The sequence below is a fragment of the Psychrobacillus sp. NPDC093200 genome (assembly GCF_050280345.1).
Lineage (GTDB): Bacteria > Bacillota > Bacilli > Bacillales_A > Planococcaceae > Psychrobacillus > Psychrobacillus faecigallinarum.
In genome coordinates this window covers 1-19,724 of the sequence record NZ_JBNNVC010000002.1, presented here as the reverse complement: position 1 = coordinate 19,724, position 19,724 = coordinate 1, and the positions used below count along the sequence as shown (strand labels likewise).

The 19,724-nt window shown below is 37.9% G+C and carries 22 protein-coding genes, 13 tRNA genes and 1 riboswitch; of the genes, 5 read left to right on the top strand and 30 right to left on the bottom strand.

Annotated elements, in window-relative coordinates; translation table 11 throughout:
* Positions 1-186 precede the first annotated feature (186 nt).
* On the bottom strand, positions 187-1,383 hold the full coding sequence (gene metK / locus ACQKNZ_RS07725; RefSeq protein ID WP_144535161.1) for a methionine adenosyltransferase: 1,197 nt from the start codon (positions 1,381-1,383) through the stop codon (positions 187-189).
* A gap of 190 nt (positions 1,384-1,573) precedes the next feature.
* Positions 1,574-1,690: riboswitch (SAM riboswitch) on the bottom strand.
* 218 nt (positions 1,691-1,908) lie between these two features.
* On the opposite strand from metK, the gene pckA reads away from it, so the two are divergent.
* Positions 1,909-3,495, top strand: a complete 1,587-nt coding sequence (gene pckA / locus ACQKNZ_RS07720) for a phosphoenolpyruvate carboxykinase (ATP) (protein WP_151113395.1) — start codon at positions 1,909-1,911, stop codon at positions 3,493-3,495.
* A 276-nt stretch (positions 3,496-3,771) separates the two neighbouring features.
* Here pckA and ACQKNZ_RS07715 read toward each other — a convergent pair whose 3' ends face one another.
* From ACQKNZ_RS07715 to ACQKNZ_RS07680, 8 genes are all read right to left on the bottom strand, one after another.
* Complete coding sequence (locus ACQKNZ_RS07715; protein ID WP_427658960.1) at positions 3,772-4,221, bottom strand: hypothetical protein; 450 nt, start codon at positions 4,219-4,221, stop codon at positions 3,772-3,774.
* 1 nt (position 4,222) lies between these two features.
* Complete coding sequence (locus ACQKNZ_RS07710) at positions 4,223-5,014, bottom strand: alpha/beta hydrolase family protein (protein ID WP_427658958.1); 792 nt, start codon at positions 5,012-5,014, stop codon at positions 4,223-4,225.
* On the bottom strand, positions 4,989-5,465 hold the full coding sequence (locus tag ACQKNZ_RS07705; RefSeq protein WP_427658956.1) for an NUDIX domain-containing protein: 477 nt from the start codon (positions 5,463-5,465) through the stop codon (positions 4,989-4,991). Before ACQKNZ_RS07705 ends, ACQKNZ_RS07710 begins: the two co-directional genes overlap by 26 nt.
* A gap of 115 nt (positions 5,466-5,580) precedes the next feature.
* Positions 5,581-6,228 (bottom strand): CPBP family intramembrane glutamic endopeptidase, encoded by a 648-nt coding sequence (locus tag ACQKNZ_RS07700; RefSeq protein ID WP_427658954.1) that lies wholly within the window; start codon positions 6,226-6,228, stop codon positions 5,581-5,583.
* A 60-nt stretch (positions 6,229-6,288) separates the two neighbouring features.
* A complete protein-coding gene (locus ACQKNZ_RS07695) occupies positions 6,289-6,462 on the bottom strand; it encodes a hypothetical protein (RefSeq protein WP_154310252.1) in 174 nt (57 codons plus the stop codon).
* Entirely contained in the window at positions 6,462-6,785 is a 324-nt protein-coding gene (locus ACQKNZ_RS07690) for a transposase (protein WP_144535149.1), read from the bottom strand. The genes ACQKNZ_RS07695 and ACQKNZ_RS07690 overlap by 1 nt, the downstream gene beginning before the upstream one ends.
* A gap of 72 nt (positions 6,786-6,857) precedes the next feature.
* Complete coding sequence (locus ACQKNZ_RS07685) at positions 6,858-7,034, bottom strand: putative motility protein (protein ID WP_151113387.1); 177 nt, start codon at positions 7,032-7,034, stop codon at positions 6,858-6,860.
* Between the two features lie 50 nt (positions 7,035-7,084).
* Positions 7,085-7,534, bottom strand: a complete 450-nt coding sequence (locus tag ACQKNZ_RS07680) for a Dps family protein (protein ID WP_144535145.1) — start codon at positions 7,532-7,534, stop codon at positions 7,085-7,087.
* A 101-nt stretch (positions 7,535-7,635) separates the two neighbouring features.
* Between ACQKNZ_RS07680 and ACQKNZ_RS07675 the strand changes: the two genes are divergently transcribed.
* The 3 genes from ACQKNZ_RS07675 to ACQKNZ_RS07665 all read left to right on the top strand — a co-directional run bounded on the left by ACQKNZ_RS07675 (position 7,636) and on the right by ACQKNZ_RS07665 (position 9,107).
* Positions 7,636-7,761 carry a hypothetical protein gene (locus ACQKNZ_RS07675; protein WP_255475367.1) on the top strand — a complete coding sequence of 42 codons (126 nt, stop codon included), beginning with the start codon at positions 7,636-7,638 and terminating at the stop codon, positions 7,759-7,761.
* 1 nt (position 7,762) lies between these two features.
* A complete protein-coding gene (yidD, locus tag ACQKNZ_RS07670) occupies positions 7,763-7,996 on the top strand; it encodes a membrane protein insertion efficiency factor YidD (protein ID WP_144535143.1) in 234 nt (77 codons plus the stop codon).
* A 103-nt stretch (positions 7,997-8,099) separates the two neighbouring features.
* Positions 8,100-9,107, top strand: a complete 1,008-nt coding sequence (locus tag ACQKNZ_RS07665) for a metal ABC transporter solute-binding protein, Zn/Mn family (protein ID WP_191696715.1) — start codon at positions 8,100-8,102, stop codon at positions 9,105-9,107.
* A gap of 109 nt (positions 9,108-9,216) precedes the next feature.
* On the opposite strand, the gene ACQKNZ_RS07660 is transcribed toward ACQKNZ_RS07665, so the two are convergent.
* The 8 genes from ACQKNZ_RS07660 to ACQKNZ_RS07625 form a co-directional block, all read right to left on the bottom strand.
* On the bottom strand, positions 9,217-9,393 hold the full coding sequence (locus ACQKNZ_RS07660) for a hypothetical protein (protein WP_427658949.1): 177 nt from the start codon (positions 9,391-9,393) through the stop codon (positions 9,217-9,219).
* An 87-nt stretch (positions 9,394-9,480) separates the two neighbouring features.
* A complete protein-coding gene (locus ACQKNZ_RS07655; protein ID WP_427658947.1) occupies positions 9,481-9,672 on the bottom strand; it encodes a hypothetical protein in 192 nt (63 codons plus the stop codon).
* A gap of 95 nt (positions 9,673-9,767) precedes the next feature.
* A complete protein-coding gene (locus ACQKNZ_RS07650; protein WP_154310244.1) occupies positions 9,768-10,316 on the bottom strand; it encodes an AAA family ATPase in 549 nt (182 codons plus the stop codon).
* A 197-nt stretch (positions 10,317-10,513) separates the two neighbouring features.
* Entirely contained in the window at positions 10,514-11,932 is a 1,419-nt protein-coding gene (locus tag ACQKNZ_RS07645; protein WP_154310242.1) for an o-succinylbenzoate--CoA ligase, read from the bottom strand.
* Positions 11,933-12,087: 155 nt separating this feature from the next.
* Entirely contained in the window at positions 12,088-12,906 is an 819-nt protein-coding gene (gene menB, locus ACQKNZ_RS07640) for a 1,4-dihydroxy-2-naphthoyl-CoA synthase (protein ID WP_144535134.1), read from the bottom strand.
* Positions 12,903-13,730 carry a 2-succinyl-6-hydroxy-2,4-cyclohexadiene-1-carboxylate synthase gene (gene menH, locus ACQKNZ_RS07635; RefSeq protein ID WP_427658945.1) on the bottom strand — a complete coding sequence of 276 codons (828 nt, stop codon included), beginning with the start codon at positions 13,728-13,730 and terminating at the stop codon, positions 12,903-12,905. Before menH ends, menB begins: the two co-directional genes overlap by 4 nt.
* A complete protein-coding gene (gene menD / locus ACQKNZ_RS07630; protein WP_427658943.1) occupies positions 13,718-15,430 on the bottom strand; it encodes a 2-succinyl-5-enolpyruvyl-6-hydroxy-3-cyclohexene-1-carboxylic-acid synthase in 1,713 nt (570 codons plus the stop codon). The genes menH and menD overlap by 13 nt, the downstream gene beginning before the upstream one ends.
* The gene (locus tag ACQKNZ_RS07625) at positions 15,423-16,784 is read right to left on the bottom strand and encodes an isochorismate synthase (protein WP_154310238.1); all 1,362 of its coding nucleotides are present in this window, start codon (positions 16,782-16,784) and stop codon (positions 15,423-15,425) included. The genes menD and ACQKNZ_RS07625 overlap by 8 nt, the downstream gene beginning before the upstream one ends.
* 151 nt (positions 16,785-16,935) lie before the next feature.
* On the opposite strand from ACQKNZ_RS07625, the gene ACQKNZ_RS07620 reads away from it, so the two are divergent.
* A complete protein-coding gene (locus tag ACQKNZ_RS07620; protein ID WP_191696710.1) occupies positions 16,936-17,847 on the top strand; it encodes a 1,4-dihydroxy-2-naphthoate polyprenyltransferase in 912 nt (303 codons plus the stop codon).
* A gap of 505 nt (positions 17,848-18,352) precedes the next feature.
* Here the strand turns inward: ACQKNZ_RS07620 and ACQKNZ_RS07615 are convergent.
* The 13 genes from ACQKNZ_RS07615 to ACQKNZ_RS07555 all read right to left on the bottom strand — a co-directional run bounded on the left by ACQKNZ_RS07615 (position 18,353) and on the right by ACQKNZ_RS07555 (position 19,710).
* Positions 18,353-18,424, bottom strand: a tRNA-Glu gene (locus tag ACQKNZ_RS07615).
* A 7-nt stretch (positions 18,425-18,431) separates the two neighbouring features.
* Positions 18,432-18,522 (bottom strand) — tRNA-Ser (locus ACQKNZ_RS07610).
* 7 nt (positions 18,523-18,529) lie between these two features.
* Positions 18,530-18,604 (bottom strand) — tRNA-Asn (locus ACQKNZ_RS07605).
* Between the two features lie 4 nt (positions 18,605-18,608).
* A tRNA-Ile gene (locus ACQKNZ_RS07600) sits at positions 18,609-18,685 on the bottom strand.
* Positions 18,686-18,691: 6 nt separating this feature from the next.
* Positions 18,692-18,765: transfer RNA gene (locus ACQKNZ_RS07595), tRNA-Gly, on the bottom strand.
* 9 nt (positions 18,766-18,774) lie between these two features.
* A tRNA-Phe gene (locus ACQKNZ_RS07590) sits at positions 18,775-18,850 on the bottom strand.
* A gap of 143 nt (positions 18,851-18,993) precedes the next feature.
* A tRNA-Asp gene (locus tag ACQKNZ_RS07585) sits at positions 18,994-19,069 on the bottom strand.
* A 3-nt stretch (positions 19,070-19,072) separates the two neighbouring features.
* A tRNA-Met gene (locus tag ACQKNZ_RS07580) sits at positions 19,073-19,149 on the bottom strand.
* A gap of 111 nt (positions 19,150-19,260) precedes the next feature.
* Positions 19,261-19,353, bottom strand: a tRNA-Ser gene (locus ACQKNZ_RS07575).
* Between the two features lie 12 nt (positions 19,354-19,365).
* Positions 19,366-19,442: transfer RNA gene (locus tag ACQKNZ_RS07570), tRNA-Ile, on the bottom strand.
* A 6-nt stretch (positions 19,443-19,448) separates the two neighbouring features.
* Positions 19,449-19,522: transfer RNA gene (locus tag ACQKNZ_RS07565), tRNA-Met, on the bottom strand.
* A 19-nt stretch (positions 19,523-19,541) separates the two neighbouring features.
* A tRNA-Ala gene (locus tag ACQKNZ_RS07560) sits at positions 19,542-19,617 on the bottom strand.
* A 16-nt stretch (positions 19,618-19,633) separates the two neighbouring features.
* Positions 19,634-19,710 (bottom strand) — tRNA-Pro (locus ACQKNZ_RS07555).
* Positions 19,711-19,724: the final 14 nt, after the last annotated feature.

Here is a 19,724-nt window from a genome sequence, read left to right as displayed (position 1 = left end):
TAAATTTGACTCCGGTTATTTTTATACAATAATCCATTAAGAGTAAATAGATCCATTTATTTGGTCAGCCTATTTACCGTTAAGCTGTATAATTGTTTGAAAAAAACAAAAGGTATTAAGAGGTTAGCCTCTTAATACCTTTTTTCTTTAGGCGAGGCATTCCAATAGAAGGAAGTCTCTGATTTCTTAAATACCCGCTTTTTGCTTTAATTGCTCTGCCTTGTCGGTTTTTTCCCATGGAGCATCGATGTCAGTACGTCCGAAATGTCCGTAAGCTGCCGTTTGCTTGTAAATTGGGCGACGAAGGTCTAGCATTTTAATAATTCCAGCTGGACGAAGGTCAAATAGATCACGGATATATGATACTAAATCCGCCTCTGCTACTTTTCCTGTACCAAATGTATCGATTGCGATAGAAACTGGTTGTGCTACACCGATTGCATACGCTAGTTGTACCTCACAGCGATCTGCAAGACCAGCAGCAACAATATTTTTTGCTACATAACGAGCGGCATAAGCTGCAGAACGGTCTACTTTTGTTGGATCTTTACCAGAGAAAGCTCCTCCTCCATGGCGAGCATAACCTCCGTATGTATCAACAATAATTTTACGTCCAGTTAGTCCAGCATCACCTTGAGGACCACCAATAACAAATCGTCCCGTCGGGTTAATAAAGTATTTCGTTTCCTCTGTTATTAAATCAGTAGGTACTACCGGTTTTATAACATGCTCTTTTAAATCTCTTTGGATTTGTTCTAAAGTTATTTCTGGGTGATGTTGTGTAGAAATAACAATCGTATCAATATGAACAGGGTTGTTATTTTCATCATATTCAACTGTTACCTGTGTTTTACCGTCTGGTCGTAAGTAGTCTAAAGTTTCATCCTTGCGAACCTGTGCTAAGCGACGGGCAAGTTTGTGAGCTAGACTGATTGGTAGTGGCATTAGCTCTGGAGTTTCATTACATGCGTAACCAAACATTAACCCTTGGTCTCCTGCTCCAATAGCCTCGATATCTGAATCAGTCATCGCACCTTCTCTAGCCTCTAGCGCTTGGTCTACACCCATTGCAATATCAGCGGATTGCTCATCAATCGCAGTTAAAACTGCTGAAGTTTCAGAGTCAAAGCCGTATTTAGCACGTGTATAACCAATTTCTTGGATAGTCGAACGTACAACTTTAGGTATGTCTACATATGTAGAAGTTGTTATTTCTCCTGCAACTAACACTAAACCTGTAGTAACGGTTGTTTCACAAGCAACTCGTGCATTAGGGTCTTCCGTTAAAATTGCATCTAATATAGCATCAGAAATTTGGTCACAAATTTTATCTGGATGCCCTTCTGTTACTGACTCCGATGTAAATAATCGACGTTGTGTCAAAAGATTCCCTCCTATATCCTGCGAGATTTCTCTCAGGAATTGATACGGTACTCATTCCCATGTCAAGCCAATAGTAAACTTGAAGCTGCTTCGGACTTGGCACACAAGGATTTAGGGCGATGTAAAATAAAAAAACCTTTCACTCACGTAATTACATGAGGAAAGGGATTAATATCATAAACACCTTTCACTCTTATCAATCAAGGGATTTCACCTTGTCTCAGGTTGGGCACCTTTGTAATGATTTTTCAATTACAGGTTGCCGGGTTTCACAGGGCCTGACCCCTCCACCAGCTCGGAATAAGAGTATCCGTTCAATTCACCATCATACGTAAAAATATGTTATAAGTCAACCGATTAAATGTAATTTTTTCTCAAAAACAAAAATTATTCCAATAATGGGCTTCTATTAGTGTAGACTATTTAGTGTAATGTGTTATACTATTTCACATATCAATGAAAAATCCTCTTTATGTTGACTATTTACGTGAAGAGATAAAAATTAAAAAAGGATGGTAATACTAAATGAATTCAATCGATACTGTGAGCGAACTGAACGAATTGTTAGCTGGTAACAACATTAGCCTTCAATTATCAGTACCACAATTGGTGGAAAAAGCTACTTCTAGAGGAGAAGCAGTACTAACTTCAACTGGAGCTGTTAAAGCAGAGACAGGCAAATATACAGGACGTTCTCCACAAGACAAGTATATTGTTGATGAACCTATCTCAAAAGACAAAATCGATTGGGGCTCTGTAAACCAACCTATCTCATCTTCTCATTTTGAAGCATTATATACAAAAGTTATGAACTATTTAAAAGAACAAAATGAACTATTTGTATTCAAAGGATTTGCTGGTGCTGATAAGGATTCACGTCTAAGCATTCAAGTAATAAACGAATATGCTTGGCATAATCTTTTTGCTCACCAACTATTTATTCGTCCTTCTGAAGAAGAATTAGTAGCTCATAAAGCAGACTTTACTGTAATCAGCGCACCAAACTTCAAAGCAGATCCTGCTATTGATGGAACAAATTCAGAGACTTTTATCATTGTATCTATGGAAAAACGTATTGTTTTAATTGGTGGAACAGAATACGCTGGAGAAATGAAAAAATCTATCTTCTCTATTATGAACTATTTATTGCCAGAACAAAATATTTTGCCTATGCACTGCTCTGCTAACGTTGGAGAAAAAGGCGATGTAACATTATTCTTCGGCCTTTCAGGTACAGGTAAAACTACATTATCTGCTGATGCTGGAAGAAAGCTAATCGGTGATGATGAACATGGTTGGTCAGATAACGGTGTATTTAATATTGAAGGTGGCTGCTACGCAAAATGTATCGACCTAACAAGAGAAAATGAACCACAAATCTTTGATGCTATTAAATTTGGTACTGTTTTAGAAAACGTTGTTGTTGACCATACAACACGAGTTGCAGATTATGCAGATAACTCTTTAACAGAAAATACACGTGCAGCTTACCCAATTCAATATATCGATAATATTGTAGATCCATCTGTAGCGGGTCATCCAAATACAATCATCTTCTTAACTGCAGATGCATTTGGCGTGCTACCTCCTATCAGCAAACTTACTAAAGAGCAAGCAATGTATCACTTCTTAAGTGGATTTACGTCTAAATTAGCTGGTACAGAACGTGGAGTTACTTCTCCTCAGCCTGCATTCTCAACATGCTTCGGGTCTCCATTCCTTCCATTGCATGCAACAGTTTATGCAGAAATGCTTGGTAAGAAAATTGACGAGCATGGAGCACAAGTATTCCTAGTGAACACTGGCTGGACTGGTGGAGAATATGGCGTTGGAAGTCGTATGAAGCTTTCTTACACTCGTACAATGGTCCGTGCAGCGATTGAAGGAAAATTAAACGAAGTGGAAACAACAAAAGATGCAGTATTCGGTTTAGATATTCCTACAAGCATCGATGGAGTTCCTTCTGAGGTATTAGTTCCTCGTAACGCATGGGCAGACAAAACTGCTTATGATAAAAAAGCTGCTGAGCTTGCTCAATCTTTCCATGAGAACTTCAAAAAGTTTGGTACCGTATCAGAAGAGATATCTCTTAAAGGCGGTCCAACTGCTTAATCTATATACTTTAAATGGCCGTGAAACTTTTCACGGCCATTTTTTGTTTATTTGCTTAGTGATAATAATAGCTAAGTCGTCTTATTTGTACAGACAAGCAATTATTGAAGCTAGGATATATTTCCTTAGTCACCATAGTAATTGTAAAGTTCACTTCTCCTCCACAAATGACGCTTATGTGGAAAACAAATAATAATCATCCAGCTATCGTCGCATAAAAGAAGGAGGCCATAGACACTAGTCTATCACCTCCTCTCCTATAAATTTAAAAGAATATTACTCCTCAAAGTCGTCGTGATATTCCATGTCAGTAGAAATGGGGAAGATTCCTTTTACCTCTTCTGCTTTTTCTTCATCTACATTAGAAAAAATAATCTCAGAGCCATAATGTCCAATTTCTAACTCTTCTTCGCCCTCTGCATTGAAAAACATTGTGAACCATTTAAGTCCTCCGACTGGGTCAATGGAGTAATTCCGGAAAAACAATCTATTTTCATCGTTTAAATTAACAGTAATTACCTTCATCAATCCCTCATTCATCACTTCAAAGCTTTTTTCAGAAAGCTCATTGACTGCATCCTCTTCTTCAGCCCAGCAATGTATAACTACTTCAGAATACTGTGTTGTATACTGATCCCATAAGTCTTCCCAAAAGCTTAAATCTATTGGGAATAACGTTTTTTCCTCTAAACTCATTGACTCTACTTGAATAACTAACTGACCCAAATTATTTTCCTCCTCCATGTTTTTTCATCCAAATACACACGTCTTTCACTACTTGTCTATTTACCTTAGAAGGAAAGTAATGTGTGTAATCCGGATAATACCATGTCTCTACAATTTTGTTATACCCTATTAATGCCTGCTCTAATACTTTTGCATGCTCAATAGAAACATTGACGTCTTTTCTACCATGAATTATTAAAATAGGAGCACTGATTTCTTCTACTCGCTCTAATACATTTCTATCCTCATATTCTTCCTCACGGCTTGAAGGAGTGCCACCAATTACACGCTTCATCATTCTCCGCATATCCAGTCTTTCCTCATATGTAAGAAAAATATCAGTTACTCCTGCCCAGGAAACAAGAGAACTTATGTCTTCTCTTATGACTGCTGTCCATAATGCCATCATACCTCCCCTAGAAAAGGCAAATAGATGAATTTTGTCAGGATTGCAAAATTGCTTTAAGACATCCACTGCATAGACGGCATCCCATCGATCCTCTCCACCAAACTCATCTCGCCCCTCTCCACCACGATTTCCTCGATAATAGGGAGCAAAGACCACAAGGCCCTGCGAAGCAAATTGGGCTATTCGTGCAGGACGAACCATGCCTATCCCTTGGATACCACCCCTACAATAAAGCATCCCATCGTAATTCCCCTTTTTAACAGGGAATGCTAGCATGCCTTTTATGCGCAATCCACAAGACCAGTAAGTGATTTCCTTTAAATGAACATTAGGATTTGGAGATGGATAGACTCGAATCCTATCGATCGTTCCATTTTTCTTCATGACCCTTCACCTCTTTAAGAATAGCTATCATACCTATATCCTTCATATGAAAACTTAGATTTGAACAAGCTTCCAGCTCCTCCTGAGTAAGCCAGACTGCTCCATCTGTTTCATATAAGGTTGACCCTGTATGTATATCCTCGACCTCTGCGATATATACCGCCTTACAAAAGGGGCTGTCATCATGAACTACATATTCTGCAAGCCATTTTAAGTTAGAAACTACTACATTCGTCTCTTCTCGTGTTTCTCGTACGGCAGCCTCCTCTATAGTTTCATATACCTCTTTTTTCCCTCCAGGAAACTCTATTCCTCTTTTAGGATGGTTTGTTAATAACCATTTATGTTCTTTTTTTGCTAAAACGAGTACATGCTGTGGTTTTATTGTAAATCTATCTTTTTCAAAGGAAAGATCCACCTTATAGCCATTTAAATCATAGAAAGAAATCATATTAGTCTTCTCCCTTTTTAATCCCTATTGCCTTAGATTCTTTTGAGATATTTACTTAAAAGTTTAGCATACGCAACAAAAAAAGGCTTAGTAGTTATACTAAACCTGGTTAAGCTTAAAGAATAATGAATAAATAAACAAGCATAATTCCTAAGTCAGCTAAGCTATGGCTAACAATAGATGGTATGATTGTATGAAATTTCGAACGAAAGATTCCCCACATAATGCCCGCCAGAAAAACTATCATAGCTGCTAGAATATGAAAGGGAGAATTAAAAATAGGCATTACTACTACCAAATGATAAAGACTATAGAAAAAAGAAGTAATCAGAATCGTAAAAGTAGAACCCAATCTGTGAAATAATCGATCATACATAAACCTTCTCCAATAAACTTCCTCTAGAATGGGGTTAACAAGAATCAAGAAAAATACTAGAAGAATTACTTTTGATCCTGTAAAATCCCATTGAACCAGTAGAGTAGACAAGTTTTCTCGGTCAATAACCAGTGATTGAAACAAATAGAAAAAGCCATAAATAGCTATTAAACATATGATTCCACTTATAATTCCTACTGTCAGTGAGGATTTTGGCTGTGGTACAAAAAAACGGTTACGATTTTTTCTTCTAAAGCTGACTACAATAGGTATTAGAAGCAACCAACCATAGAAAAGCAGAAAAGTAATCGGGACATTCTGTAAGATAGGAAGACCCAGAATAATCATAATTGTAGGTCCGAATAATAAAACAAGCTGTTTAACCATATAACCTCCTAATTATTTCTAATTTATCACACGGTAAAAGACTTGGCAATGTGCCAAGTCTTAATTTTCCCACTTTTCTTGCTCTTGTTGTTTAAAGTTTTTACCGCCCTCTTGACTATTTTGACCAGCGTTAATCTTAGCTTTGTCTTGAGGAGAAAGATTTAGAAGGGAGCTTGCATTACGATAGGTAGTAGTGTCATTACCTTTACCATTATTATTAATATTTTTTGTCATTATAGATGCCTACTTTCTTTAAAAAATGGAAGCTGTTCAATAAACATTTGAGAATCCTTGTCACTAAACTCGTGAATGAGGGCATACAATTTTTTAATCCGATTATCATATTCCTCATTTGAAAAATCATTACTATAAAGCTTTATCGGTACGTGCGCTCTCCAAAATGTATTCATGTCTTTGTGATAGAGCTGATAAAAAAGTGTTTCAAAAACTGGTATAATATCCTGTCTTGCAGTTATTTCATATTCCCACGGCGATTCATCTGGATATAAATAAACTCTCCTTTGACTCAATGAAATGTAAGCTTTTATTTCTGTCATATCACACATCCTTTTCGTGTAGTATGTACTCAAAACAAAAAAACATGCACCAATTACGGTACATGTTTTTTCTTATGCTTGTACGTCTACTACCGTTCCTTTAAAAGGATGCGAAGCAGGTTGAGGCATATCTTCTAGCATTGTTACTGCAGCTACCGTTTCCATATTGAGTGCATTTTTCAATACACTCATTTGAACTGTTTGTTGTAACTGCGCTAGCTGAGAAGACATTATGGAGTTAATATCCAAAATAATTCCCCCTTACAAGCTTATTATCGGTATAAAATTTGTTTATTTCATTACTTATTGGAATCTCCTAGGAATGCATTTAACATCCATTGGTGTTTCTCTGTTTTTTGATAGATGGCATTCAGAATGTCTTCTGTCATATCATCTTCATCCTTCGCTGCCTCGTCCATACCTTTTTTTAGGGATTTCATAATTTTGTCAAAATCCTTCACTACTGTTTCTACCATTTCCTCAGCTGTTTCTTTATTTGTAGCTTCCTTCACAGCTGAAAGCTCTAAATGCTCTTTTAAGGTAGCTGTTGGTTTTCCGCCTAAAGTTAATAAGCGTTCTGCGATTTCATCCATGTTTAATGTTGTTTCATTGTATAATTCTTCAAATTTAGCGTGTAATGTAAAAAACTGTGGTCCCTTTACATACCAATGAAAATTATGTAATTTTGTATACATTACCGAAAAGGTTGCTACTAGATTATTTAGTTCCTTGTTTAATGCTGCTGACATAATATTGACACTCTCCTCTAGAATTATAGTTGCTTTCTCTTTTCATATACCTCTTATTTTCTTACAATAAACATAACGACAATTAACTGGAGTGAACTCACATGGTATTTTGGATCTTAGGTATAGCAATTATATTTAGTATTGTTGGATTTACCTTCCTATATAAATTAGCAACAAAAGAAAATATTTCAGCTATAGACCCTAAACCTAAGGATACGGAACTGTAAGATGAAACGAATCATATTAAGTATATTCCGCTTTTATCAAAAATTTATATCGCCATTGTCTCCTCCTAGCTGTCGCTTCTATCCCACATGCTCTCACTACGGAGTGGAAGCTGTGGAGAAACATGGTGCTATAAAAGGTAGCTACCTAACTGTCAAACGCATATCTAAATGTCATCCCTTTCATGAAGGAGGATTTGACCCAGTGCCAGAAGAATGGCCTTTGAAGAAAAAATAATTCAAAGGCTATTTTTTCTTGCCTTTTTGAACAAAATACTGTAAGCTAGTATAGTTCTTATGATTTAAAGCGTAATCATTACTATTTAGAAGGGTTGATAAATTTGAAACGTCTTTTCCTATTATGCATAGTATCATTTGTTTTATTCATCGCTGCTTGTGGAAATGAAAAAGAATCCACTACTACAGATAGCGACCAATTAGAAGTATATACAACCGTTTATCCATTGCAGTATTTTGCACAGAGAATTGGAGAAGACCATGTTAACGTTCAATCAATTTATCCTCCAGGAGCAAACGAGCATACATTTGAGCCTACTCAAAAGGATATGATTGCACTTGCTGATGCTGATTTATTTTTTTACATAGGTTTAGGTCTAGAGGGTTTTGTTGAAAATGCTAAAAAGACTTTAGCAGAAGAAAATGTCTCGATGGTAGCCGTTATTGATGGGGTGCCAGATACTGTCTTAGAAGCTAACGATGAACATGACCACGATCATGACGGACATGACGAAGATAATGAAGCTGCAAATGAACATGATCATGGTTCAGAAGCTGAGGAATTAGGACATGAGGGACATGATCATGGAGACACTGATCCACATGTTTGGATTTCTCCAAAAATTAGTCAGAGCTTAGCCTTAAAGATTAAAGATTCACTAGTAGAAGCTTCACCAGAAAACAAAGAATTATTTGAAGAAAACTATCAAACACTTGTCAGTGAGCTTCAACAACTAGACACAGACTTTGAAGAAATGGCGAATAGTGCATCAACTAAAACATTTTTTGTATCACATGCTGCATTTGGTTATCTTGCAAACACATATAATCTAGAACAAATTGCTATTGCAGGTTTAAATTCTCAGGAAGAGCCCTCTCAAAAAGAGCTAACTAAAATCATTGATTTGGCAAAAGAGAAAAATGTTGAGTATATTCTATTTGAACAAAATGTTAGCTCTAAGCTGACAGAAGTCATTCAAAAAGAAATTGGTGCTGAAAGTCTTGTACTCCATAATCTAGGCGTCCTTTCCAAAGAGGATATAAAAAATAAAGAAACCTACTTTACTTTAATGAAGAAAAATCTTGAAACTTTAAAAACAGCATTAAATTAGAAATGATGGAGCTCCTTTCCTATACGGCCACGAAGGACATTTTGAAATAAGCACAAAAACTCAGCAGCCTATAATAAAAGCTCTGAGTTTTTTCTTTGCTTTATAATCATTACTGTTTCCCTTCATCTTCTAAAATTTTTTCAATTTCTTCATTACTAATTTTAACTGTCTCTATTTTTTCATTAACTTTAATATGCTTAGAAATCAATTTAAGCTGATATTTTATAGTTGATAGACTATATATCACATATACCATAAATAAAAGTAATAATATAACCCATAGCATTTTAAATCATCCTTTGGTTTGTAATAATCTACTAAAGAAAATCATTTGTACGCCCCTTAGACTCCACCTATGACAAAATTTGAAGTGTTAATTCTTTTGGCTATCATCTATTTTTCCGTATTTAGCAAGTATCTCATTTATATCAGCGCTTCTATTTTCACCTTCTAGTAATTTACCAACGATTGAATTGTTAATTCCTTTAGTCACTGCTGAATGAATAACAATATAAAGTATATAAAAACCAATAAATAAAATGATTAAGATAAAAATGCCTTCCACGATGATATTCCCCTTTTGCTCTATCTCTTCCTCTTTCTAATATTCGTTAGGTACGTTTAAAAAACCTTCCGATAATTGTAAGTCACTTGCCATGTCTAGATTAAATGTGTTTTTACTAAGTATTGTTTGATTTCATTGTACAGCTCTTCTACACTTTTTGAGCTATCTAACCTAAGTATAGGACTCTCAGATAACTCCATTTCATAGCTCTGAGCCACGAATGTTCCTCCTTGGCTTTTATCCGACTCGGTTAAATACGTTTTGCACCATTCGATGAATTCATTCGTAAAGTCTCCATGCTCATCAAGCCATGACTCTTTTAAAGATTTACGTAATACTTCTCTTTTTCTTACGCGTTCCATCCTTTCTTCCTCATCTAAAGTTAAAAAGACTAACAGGTCTCGATTTGAAAAACCTTCTGGTAGCCAAGAAAAAATAGAGCCTGAAACTACATAAGATGTATTTGAAATTATATCTTTCTCGTACATTTCTATTCTTTTTTCAATTGGATTATTCTCTAGAAATGAATTGTCCTTCCAAAGATAAGAATCCGTATCAATCCATTTAATATTCTCTTGCTTACCAAAATATTTACCTAGTGTGCTCTTCCCTGTTCCAGAACCACCAATAATTTGTACTCTCATAAGATTTCCCCTCCTATAATTAGAAAAGCGCAAGCGCCTATGTCTGGCCTGACAAGCAAATGGAGAAAAGCGAGGAGGCAGTTCCTCAGCCACCGCAGCTTTTTTCCATTTGACCTCGAGGGCCAAGCTGCTTGCGCTAGACAATATAAAAACGCATGCGCCTTTAAAAAAAGCCGAGAGAAGTGTTTCTCTCGACCCTACAAATATTCATGTAGCTTTCTTCTTAAAATTTTGTTTGAAGCATTTCTAGGTAGCTCGTCGATAAAATAGTAACCCACAGGCTGTTTATATGTAGCAAGCTGAGTTTTCATAAAGGATTTCAATTCTTCCTCGGTTACTTGCCCCTTTAATACGACAAAGGCAATTGGTACTTGTCCCCATGTATCATCCTTTATACCAGTTACTCCAGCTTCTTTTACAGCCTTATGCTTAACAATGGCCTGCTCCACCTCTGCAGGATAAATATTTTCACCACCGGATATGATTAAATCTGATCTACGATCTACTACGTATAAATAACCTTCATCATCGATATAGCCGATATCTCCAGTATGGAGCCATCCATCAACTTGAGGATTTTTGGAAGATGCTGCTCCAACATAACCTTTAGTAACATGGGGCCCCTTAATACAGATTTCCCCTTTTTCCTTTTCCCCTGAAATACGGATATCTGCGAAGAAAAGCGGTTTACCTGCTGACCCAAGCTTTCGAATGGCATCCTCACTAGACAAAGTCGTTGTTTGAGAGGAAGTTTCCGTCATACCATATGTCTGTAAAACAGGTATATTACGTGCTATCGCCCTTTCAAGATAATTAAGAGGAACTGGCCCTCCTCCCACTAACATAGATTGAAAAGTGTCGGGGAATGCAAGATTTCGTTCTTCTAACACGCTTATTATTCTCTCTAATGTTACAGCGACTACTGACATTCTAGTAACCGTTCCATTTAAAATTTCCTCTGTTGCCTTTTCAGCATTAAATTTCGTATGGAGACTTACTGTCATACCATATAAAACGGAGCGCATCAAAATAGAAAAACCACTAATATGAAATAATGGCATTGCACATAGCCAGCAATCGTTAGGATGAACACCCAAATTTAAAGCAGACCCTGTAGCGCTCATCACATGATTCTCAAGTGTTTGTCTCACTCCCTTTGGATTACCAGTTGTACCTGACGTGTACATTATCGTAATGGTTCTATCCTTTGACCACTCAAAATCTATTTTAATCGGTTTATTGGGAGCTGCTAAAATCTCATCGAAGGAAAGTCTATTTACATACATAAGACTTCTATTTAAACTATCTACCAATAATACGTCAGGCTGACTATCGTTCAATTGATATAATAATTCTTCCTCTGTTAAGCGCTCATTGAGCATGACAAGTTCGCAACCTAACTGCATACATCCGTGTAAAACTGTCACCAGCTGAGGATTGGAAGAAGCTAAAATAGCAATTCTCATACCTTTGTTAATACCTAACATATGCAGTTTTTCGGCAAAATCTATTGCCTCTTGCTTTAATTGTGAAAATGTCCATCGACGGCCTTCAAATATTATAGCCGATCTATTTGGCGTAAGACTTGCTCGTTTAACTAATAGATTAGGGTACATATAAAACAACTCCTTTTTTAAGAAAAGTGTAAGCGATCTATATTTCCTCATTGGGCAAGTCGCTGGAGCTGGAGCTTAACAATTACTTTTCTAATCTTTAAAAAAAGCTGCCCTTATTAGGACAGCCTGAGAATATCATAAAGTATCTTACTAAATCACGGGAAACGTGGGAATTGACCAAAGTCTGGTTTACGTTTTTCCTTAAACGCATCGCGACCTTCTTTTGCTTCATCAGTAGTGTAATAAAGAAGTGTTGCATCTCCAGCCATTTGTTGAAGACCAGCTAATCCATCTGTATCAGCATTCATAGCAGCTTTTAAGAAACGAAGAGCTGTTGGACTCATTTCTAGCATTTCCTCACACCATTGAACAGTCTCGTCCTCTAATTGCTCATAAGGAACTACTGTGTTAACTAAGCCCATATCCAATGCTTGTTGTGCATCATATTGGCGGCATAAGAACCAAATTTCACGTGCTTTCTTATGACCGACGATACGAGCTAAATAGCCGGAACCGTAGCCAGCGTCAAATGAACCTACCTTAGGTCCAGTTTGTCCAAAGATTGCATTATCAGCAGCAATTGTTAAGTCACAAACTACATGTAATACATGACCACCACCAATAGCATATCCAGCTACCATAGCTACAACCGGTTTAGGAATTACACGGATTAAACGTTGTAGGTCTAAAACATTTAGACGAGGAATTTCATCCTCTCCCACATATCCGCCATGTCCGCGAACTTTTTGGTCTCCACCTGAACAGAAAGCTTTTTCGCCTTCTCCAGTTAAAATGATTGCCCCAACGTTTTTGTCATCGCGTGCACGAGAAAATGCATCGATCATTTCCATAACTGTTTTTGGGCGGAAAGCATTTCGCACTTCAGGGCGATTGATAGTTACTTTCGCAATTCCATTATAAAATTCATACTTAATGTCTTCGTATGTATGTAATGTTGTCCATTCACGAGTCATCTTATATCCTCCTTTAAAATTATATCCTCTACTATTGTAGCAAACAATTTAGGATTTTCCACATGAATTGCATGCCCAACATTGTTTATTATTTTCCAGTTAGCATTCGGTAATAATGCCAACATTTTTTTGGCTATTTCACAGAACTTTAAATCTAATTCCCCTGTTAATAAGGTCACGGGAATGTGGAGCGAATTTAGGTTCCCCCATAAAGAGGGCTGTTCTCCAGTACTAAAGCCCTTCAAACTATTCGATAGCCCTACTGCTGTTTGGGATAATCGTTCTTCTCGAATCATTTTTTTCTTTTTGTGAGATAATCTCTTTTGCGAATCAAATAAAGGAATCTGTTCCCAGTAGTCAATGAATGCTGGAACTCCTTCTTCTATAATTCTTTGAGCAAGCTGCTCATCCGCAAATTTCCTTTCAATACGAGCATCCTGGTCATTCAAGCCTGGAGAGCTGCTTTCTAGTATTAAACGGTCCACTCCATGCTTACTTGAATAAGCGAGTGCTAATCTACCGCCCATAGAATACCCTACAAGCGTAAAATGTTCCCACCCAATCTGCTGGAACAGTTCGTGTAAATCTGCCACCTGCTCCTCTACATGGTACCGTCTTGCCTCTTTAGGTTTATCAGTCTCCCCATGCCCGATCAAATCTATAGTAAGTATTTCAATAGATGGATCTATAGAAGAAACAACTTCCTCCCATGTGTTTGTGGAGCCAGTGAAGCCATGAAGCAAAACGACCTTTTTATCGCTTTCACTATTGTACCTTTTTACATTCATCTGAATGTCTCTAACAGATATATTTAAGCGTTCCAAGTAGCATCCAGCTCCTCTGTTATAGCGGCCCAAAGTTTTCGATGAGTTTCAGTGTTGATTTTTCGATCAGTACGAACTTCAATTATACGAATATTTTTAGTTTTATTCTTACTCAACACGGTTTGAAAATCCTCTTTTGTATGTACTACATCGTACTGAGCATCGTACATAGTTGCAATAGCTGAAAATTCAAGACCTGTAGGTGTACCAAACAAATGCTCAAAGTAGTTAGTCTCCGTTGATTGAGGCAAGTAAGAGAATATGCCTCCCCCATCATTATTCATAATAACAATCGTCAAATCTGTCTCATTAAAACGTGTAACTACTAATCCGTTTATATCATGTAAAAATGCTAAATCCCCGATTAATAGAAAACCTGGTCTTTTAGTAGCTGCTTGTATACCTAACGCAGTAGATACTACACCATCAATCCCGTTAGTTCCTCTATTTGCATATACTTGAATATCCTTAGAGGTTTTATTGAAAAATGTGTCTACATCACGTATAGGCATACTACTGCTAGCAACTAAATCTGTATTTTCGGATAAACTCTCAAACAAAATTCCGGCTAATGCTCCTTCATCCAATTCCTCGGAAATATAGGATTTAATATGCGCTGTTGCTATATCATTAGCCTTCGACCAATGCTTTAGATACTCCGATGGTTGCTTTTCTTCTATCGGCATCCATAGAGAAGAGGCATCTACTTGAATATGATGAGTCACAATATGAATAGAGTCTCTAAATAATGGGCTTTCGTCAACTGCTATAAAAGTCTCAGGCTGGTGAGCTTCTAGAAACTTTACTAGCGGTTTAGAAACAGGCTGAGCACCAAAACGAATAACTACTTCTGGGACAGCTACCTCTTTAAAAATTTCACTTTTTAAAATAGCATCGTATTGGTCTACACACAAATGCATACAATCTGCTGGGACATTGCTACGAAGATTAGATAATGGATCAGCTAACACTGGCCATTGAATGGTTTTAGCAAATTCCCAAAATCCATCAGTTGTTGCTAAGGAATCCCCAACAATGATAAGTCCCTTTTCTGTGTTACTAATTAAATGCGTATACCATTTTAAAAATTCTTCACTTGGTCCAAGCTTTCCTAAATCAGCAAGATGCATTTGCGGTGTAGTAGAAGGCTTATCCATTTCTAATAAAAGTGGTTCCCGGAAAGGCACGTTAATATGAACCGGACCCATCGGAGCTGCTTTAGAAGAAGATACTGCACGGTGGATATGTCTCTCTACAAAAGCTAGACTTTCTTCTCTAGCTTCCGGTAAAGGAAAATCAACAGACCACTTCACATGCTTACCGTACATATGAATTTGGTCAATCGCTTGGGGAGCCCCAACCTCTCTTAGTTCATGAGGTCTATCTGCTGTAATAACAAGCAACGGGATTCTTGCATAATATGCTTCTACAATTGCTGGGAAAAAGTTAGCTGCAGCAGTGCCAGAAGTACATAAAAGAACTACAGGATTTTTCTTTGCTTTAGCAATTCCTAAAGCAAAGTACCCTGCAGAACGCTCATCAATTTGACGATAGAAGTTAAATCCTTTTGTTTTGGCAAACCCATAAGCTAAAGGAGTAGATCTAGATCCTGGACATAAAACAACATCTTCTATGCCCGCCTTTTTAATTGTTTCCACAAATTGATTTACATAAGATGTCAAAAAGCTTGTATTAGTCATTCATATTTCCTCCAAGTGTGCGAAGCATTGGTCGGAATTTTACTCGTGTTTCTTCAAACTCTTCTAACGAAGTAGATTCTGAAACTAGTCCGCCTCCGGCATATAGATAAGCGTATTGGTTCTCTATAAGTGCTGAGCGGATTCCTACGGCAAACTCTCCCTCTCCCTCGGCATTGACCCAGCCGATTGGTGCTGCGTAATAGCCACGGTTCATTTGCTCAGATTCTCTAATAATTTCAATTGCCTCTTGTCTAGGTTCTCCCCCAAGTGCTGGAGTTGGGTGCATTGCCTCTACAAATTCGAAAAGAGAAGAGCTTCCTTTAATTTTTCCTTCAATAGGGGTAAACAAATGCTGAATATCTCTTATTTTCATTAGCTTTGGTCTAGATGGAATTTTAACCTGTTCACAATATTGATCAAATACTTTTCTGATCATATTAACTACGTACTGGTGCTCCATTAAGTTTTTATTGTCAGCTAATAGCGCATCCCCTAGCTTCTTGTCTTCCTCTAGATTTGTACCTCTACGAACCGATCCAGCTAACCCTGCAGATTCAACCTTGCCTTTTTCTAGCTTAACTAATCTCTCGGGTGTTGCTCCAAAGAAAATTTTGTCTTCTTTTTCTAAACCAAACAAATAACTCTCTGGTTGTTCCATAGACGCATTATAAATAGCTGTAGAAGATGAAAAACTATTCTCAAAGGTCAATTTCAAGGAGCGTCCAATGACCACCTTATTAACTTCCTTATTGCGAATACGGTTTGTAACGGCTTCAACCGCAGATAAGTATTCATCCTTTAGTCTATCTTCTCTTTGAAGAAGCTGTGGCTTTTCATGGACTTTTAACTCTTTTACTTGAGCTGTATGAATTAATGTATCTCTTTCTATTCTCAAGTTTTCAAAAGCCGCCGCGCTGTCTTGCTCTTCCGTAATAAGATGGATGCTTACAAATGCCTGGTCATCCCGAATGACTAATTGGAATGTAGCCACAGCAAAAAAACTGGAAGGAAAGCTATTCCACTCCGAGGATATCTTGTTGGCAGGATCGAATGAGAATCCACCAAATAGGATTGGAGATACGTCCGCTTTTTCTATTAAAGAGCATGCACACAACTCTTCCCATTTTTGTGCTATATCCTGATATCTATTTTTTTCTAAATCATTAGCCAGTACATAAGCATGTCCAAGTCCAACCAGTGTGAAGGTTTTCTCTTTGTTTTGCCAAAAGAAACGTTTTCCTTTATAGCAATCCTCTCCGGCTTCAAAAAAGGCGTGAGCGGACATTCTAGATACTTCTATTGTTTCCGTATAAAAACGTAATGTTGTTTTATTTTGCCCGGTGGTGTTCGGCATATATATGACCTCCGTATAAATTACCTGCTGTTAAATTTCTTGTTTTATTACTCTACCCTTTATCATACAACTTTCTCCGCGTTTCGGCACACATTTCGCTACAAATGTATGCTAAAATTGATGTTGAGTCTTTTAAAGGAGAGAAATTTATATGTCACAGGAACTACAAGCTGATAAAGGCTGGCGTATATGGTGGAAGTTGACAAGACCACATACATTAACTGCCTCCTTTGCCCCAGTATTTTTAGGTACAATGATTGCACTTTACTACGTAAATATTGATTGGCTATTATTCTTAGCAATGCTAATTGCATGTTTATTTATCCAGGCAGCTACAAATATGTTTAACGAGTACTATGACTTTGTTAGGGGGCTCGATAGCGAAGAATCAATTGGTATCGGTGGTGCTATTGTTCGTAATGGGGTTAAACCAAAAATAGTACTTCAATTAGCCTTAGCATTATATATCCTTGCAGCGATATTAGGTATATATATTTGCTCCCAATCGTCTTGGTTATTATTGATTGTTGGAGCTGTTTGTATGCTTATTGGTTACCTTTATACTGGTGGACCTTACCCAATAGCGTATACACCATTCGGTGAACTATTTAGCGGTGTTGTCATGGGAATGTTTATCGTATTAATTGCTACATACATTCAGGTTGGTTCAATACCAAACTTTGCCTTATTCCTATCCATCCCTAGTACTCTACTTGTTGCTGCTATTATGCTTTCCAATAATATTCGCGATATAGTTGAGGATACAAAAGGTGGTAGAAAGACGATGGCCATTCTCATTGGTAGAGATAGTGCTATTAATGTGTTAGCCTTATTTTTCATCGTTTCTTATGTATGGATCATTCTATTGGTAATTCTACAGATTATCACCCCTTGGGCACTACTAGTCCTATTAAGTGCTAAGAAACCTTTAGATGCTATAAAACTATTTAAAGCAAAAGAAAATCATCTTGAAGTTGGATTAGCAATGAAGAATACTGCACTCACCAACACGATTTTTGTATTTCTTTTAGGTATAGGGTTATTGCTCGGCTTTATAATTTAACAGTCAGTCAGGAAGTTTAATAGCTTCCTGGCTTTTTTATTTTTTGCTATGTGAATGGAAAAAATGATTTATTATAATTTGGAACACATGGCCAGCCACTAAAATTGGTTAGTATGAATTTGCTATTTATGTGATGATTAAGGCTTGAAAAGAGTTACCTAGCGAAGCAGGATAATGTAAGCAGAATTCAGTGTGTAGAAACCTGTTAAGAAATGTTCTTGTGAGTATTAATGAACAAAGTGTGATGAGGTTATAGTAGAGTGGGAATTATAGATGGACAAAAGAACAAAGAAGAAAGTGTATAAATACATAACTCATGATTTGATACCAATAAGTAAAACTTAGAAATGGAATTGTTTTATGAAATCGGTCCTTTCACTCCGTATTAATAAGTAGCATTTACAGAACAAAGGACAAAACATTAATACTCTAAAAACACCTGCGCAACTCTATCTTTTCAAAACAAAAAAGACAACCACCTAAGTGATTGTCTTTTTTTAAGTTATGACCCCTACGGGATTCGAACCCGTGTTACCGCCGTGAAAGGGCGGTGTCTTAACCGCTTGACCAAGGGGCCTTATATATGGCGGAGAAGGAGGGATTTGAACCCTCGCGCCGGTTGCCCGACCTACACCCTTAGCAGGGGCGCCTCTTCAGCCACTTGAGTACTTCCCCATATATATGGCTCCGAAGGTAGGACTCGAACCTACGACCGATCGGTTAACAGCCGATTGCTCTACCACTGAGCTACTTCGGAATAATGGTGGGCCTAAATGGACTCGAACCATCGACCTCACGCTTATCAGGCGTGCGCTCTAACCAGCTGAGCTATAGGCCCATTAATTGGAGCGGGTGAAGAGAATCGAACTCTCATCATCAGCTTGGAAGGCTGAGGTTTTACCACTAAACTACACCCGCTTGATAAAATGGTGGCTCAGGACGGAATCGAACCGCCGACACAAGGATTTTCAGTCCTTTGCTCTACCGACTGAGCTACTGAGCCTCTTCGATTTACACTAAGCTGCGCTTCTCTTTGTCAGCTTCACTCACTCATTAAGTCACATACTTTAGTATGCTCCTTCGTTCGTTCGATTGCTTCCTAGATTTGCTTGCTTATCCTAAATCTCTAAGTTGTTGAAAAATAAATGGCGGTCCCGACCGGGATCGAACCGGCGATCTCCTGCGTGACAGGCAGGCATGTTAACCGCTACACCACGGGACCATTTGGTTGCGGGGACAGGATTTGAACCTGTGACCTTCGGGTTATGAGCCCGACGAGCTACCGAACTGCTCCACCCCGCGACAATAAGAAAGTGTTGAAATTTAAATCAACTGTGCATTTAGTGAGTTTTACGTCCTCCACGCTTCGCTTGCGTCGACGTTATGTATAATATTTTTCCACTAACAATAAGATGGAGGAGGAAGAGGGATTCGAACCCCCGCGCGGTATGACCCGCCTGTCGGTTTTCAAGACCGATCCCTTCAGCCAGACTTGGGTATTCCTCCTAAATATTATGTTGGTGGACCTTGCAGGACTCGAACCTGCGACCGGACGGTTATGAGCCGTCTGCTCTAACCAACTGAGCTAAAGGTCCTTAAGATGGCGGCAGAGGGAGTCGAACCCACGACCTTTCGGGTATGAACCGAATGCTCTAGCCAGCTGAGCTACGCCGCCAGGAAATTTAAATTTAAATTGGTGGAGCCTAGCGGGATCGAACCGCTGACCTCCTGCGTGCAAGGCAGGCGCTCTCCCAGCTGAGCTAAGGCCCCAAATTTATTAATTAACTGGTCGGGAAGACAGGATTCGAACCTGCGACCCCTTGGTCCCAAACCAAGTGCTCTACCAAGCTGAGCTACTTCCCGTATATATGGCGCGC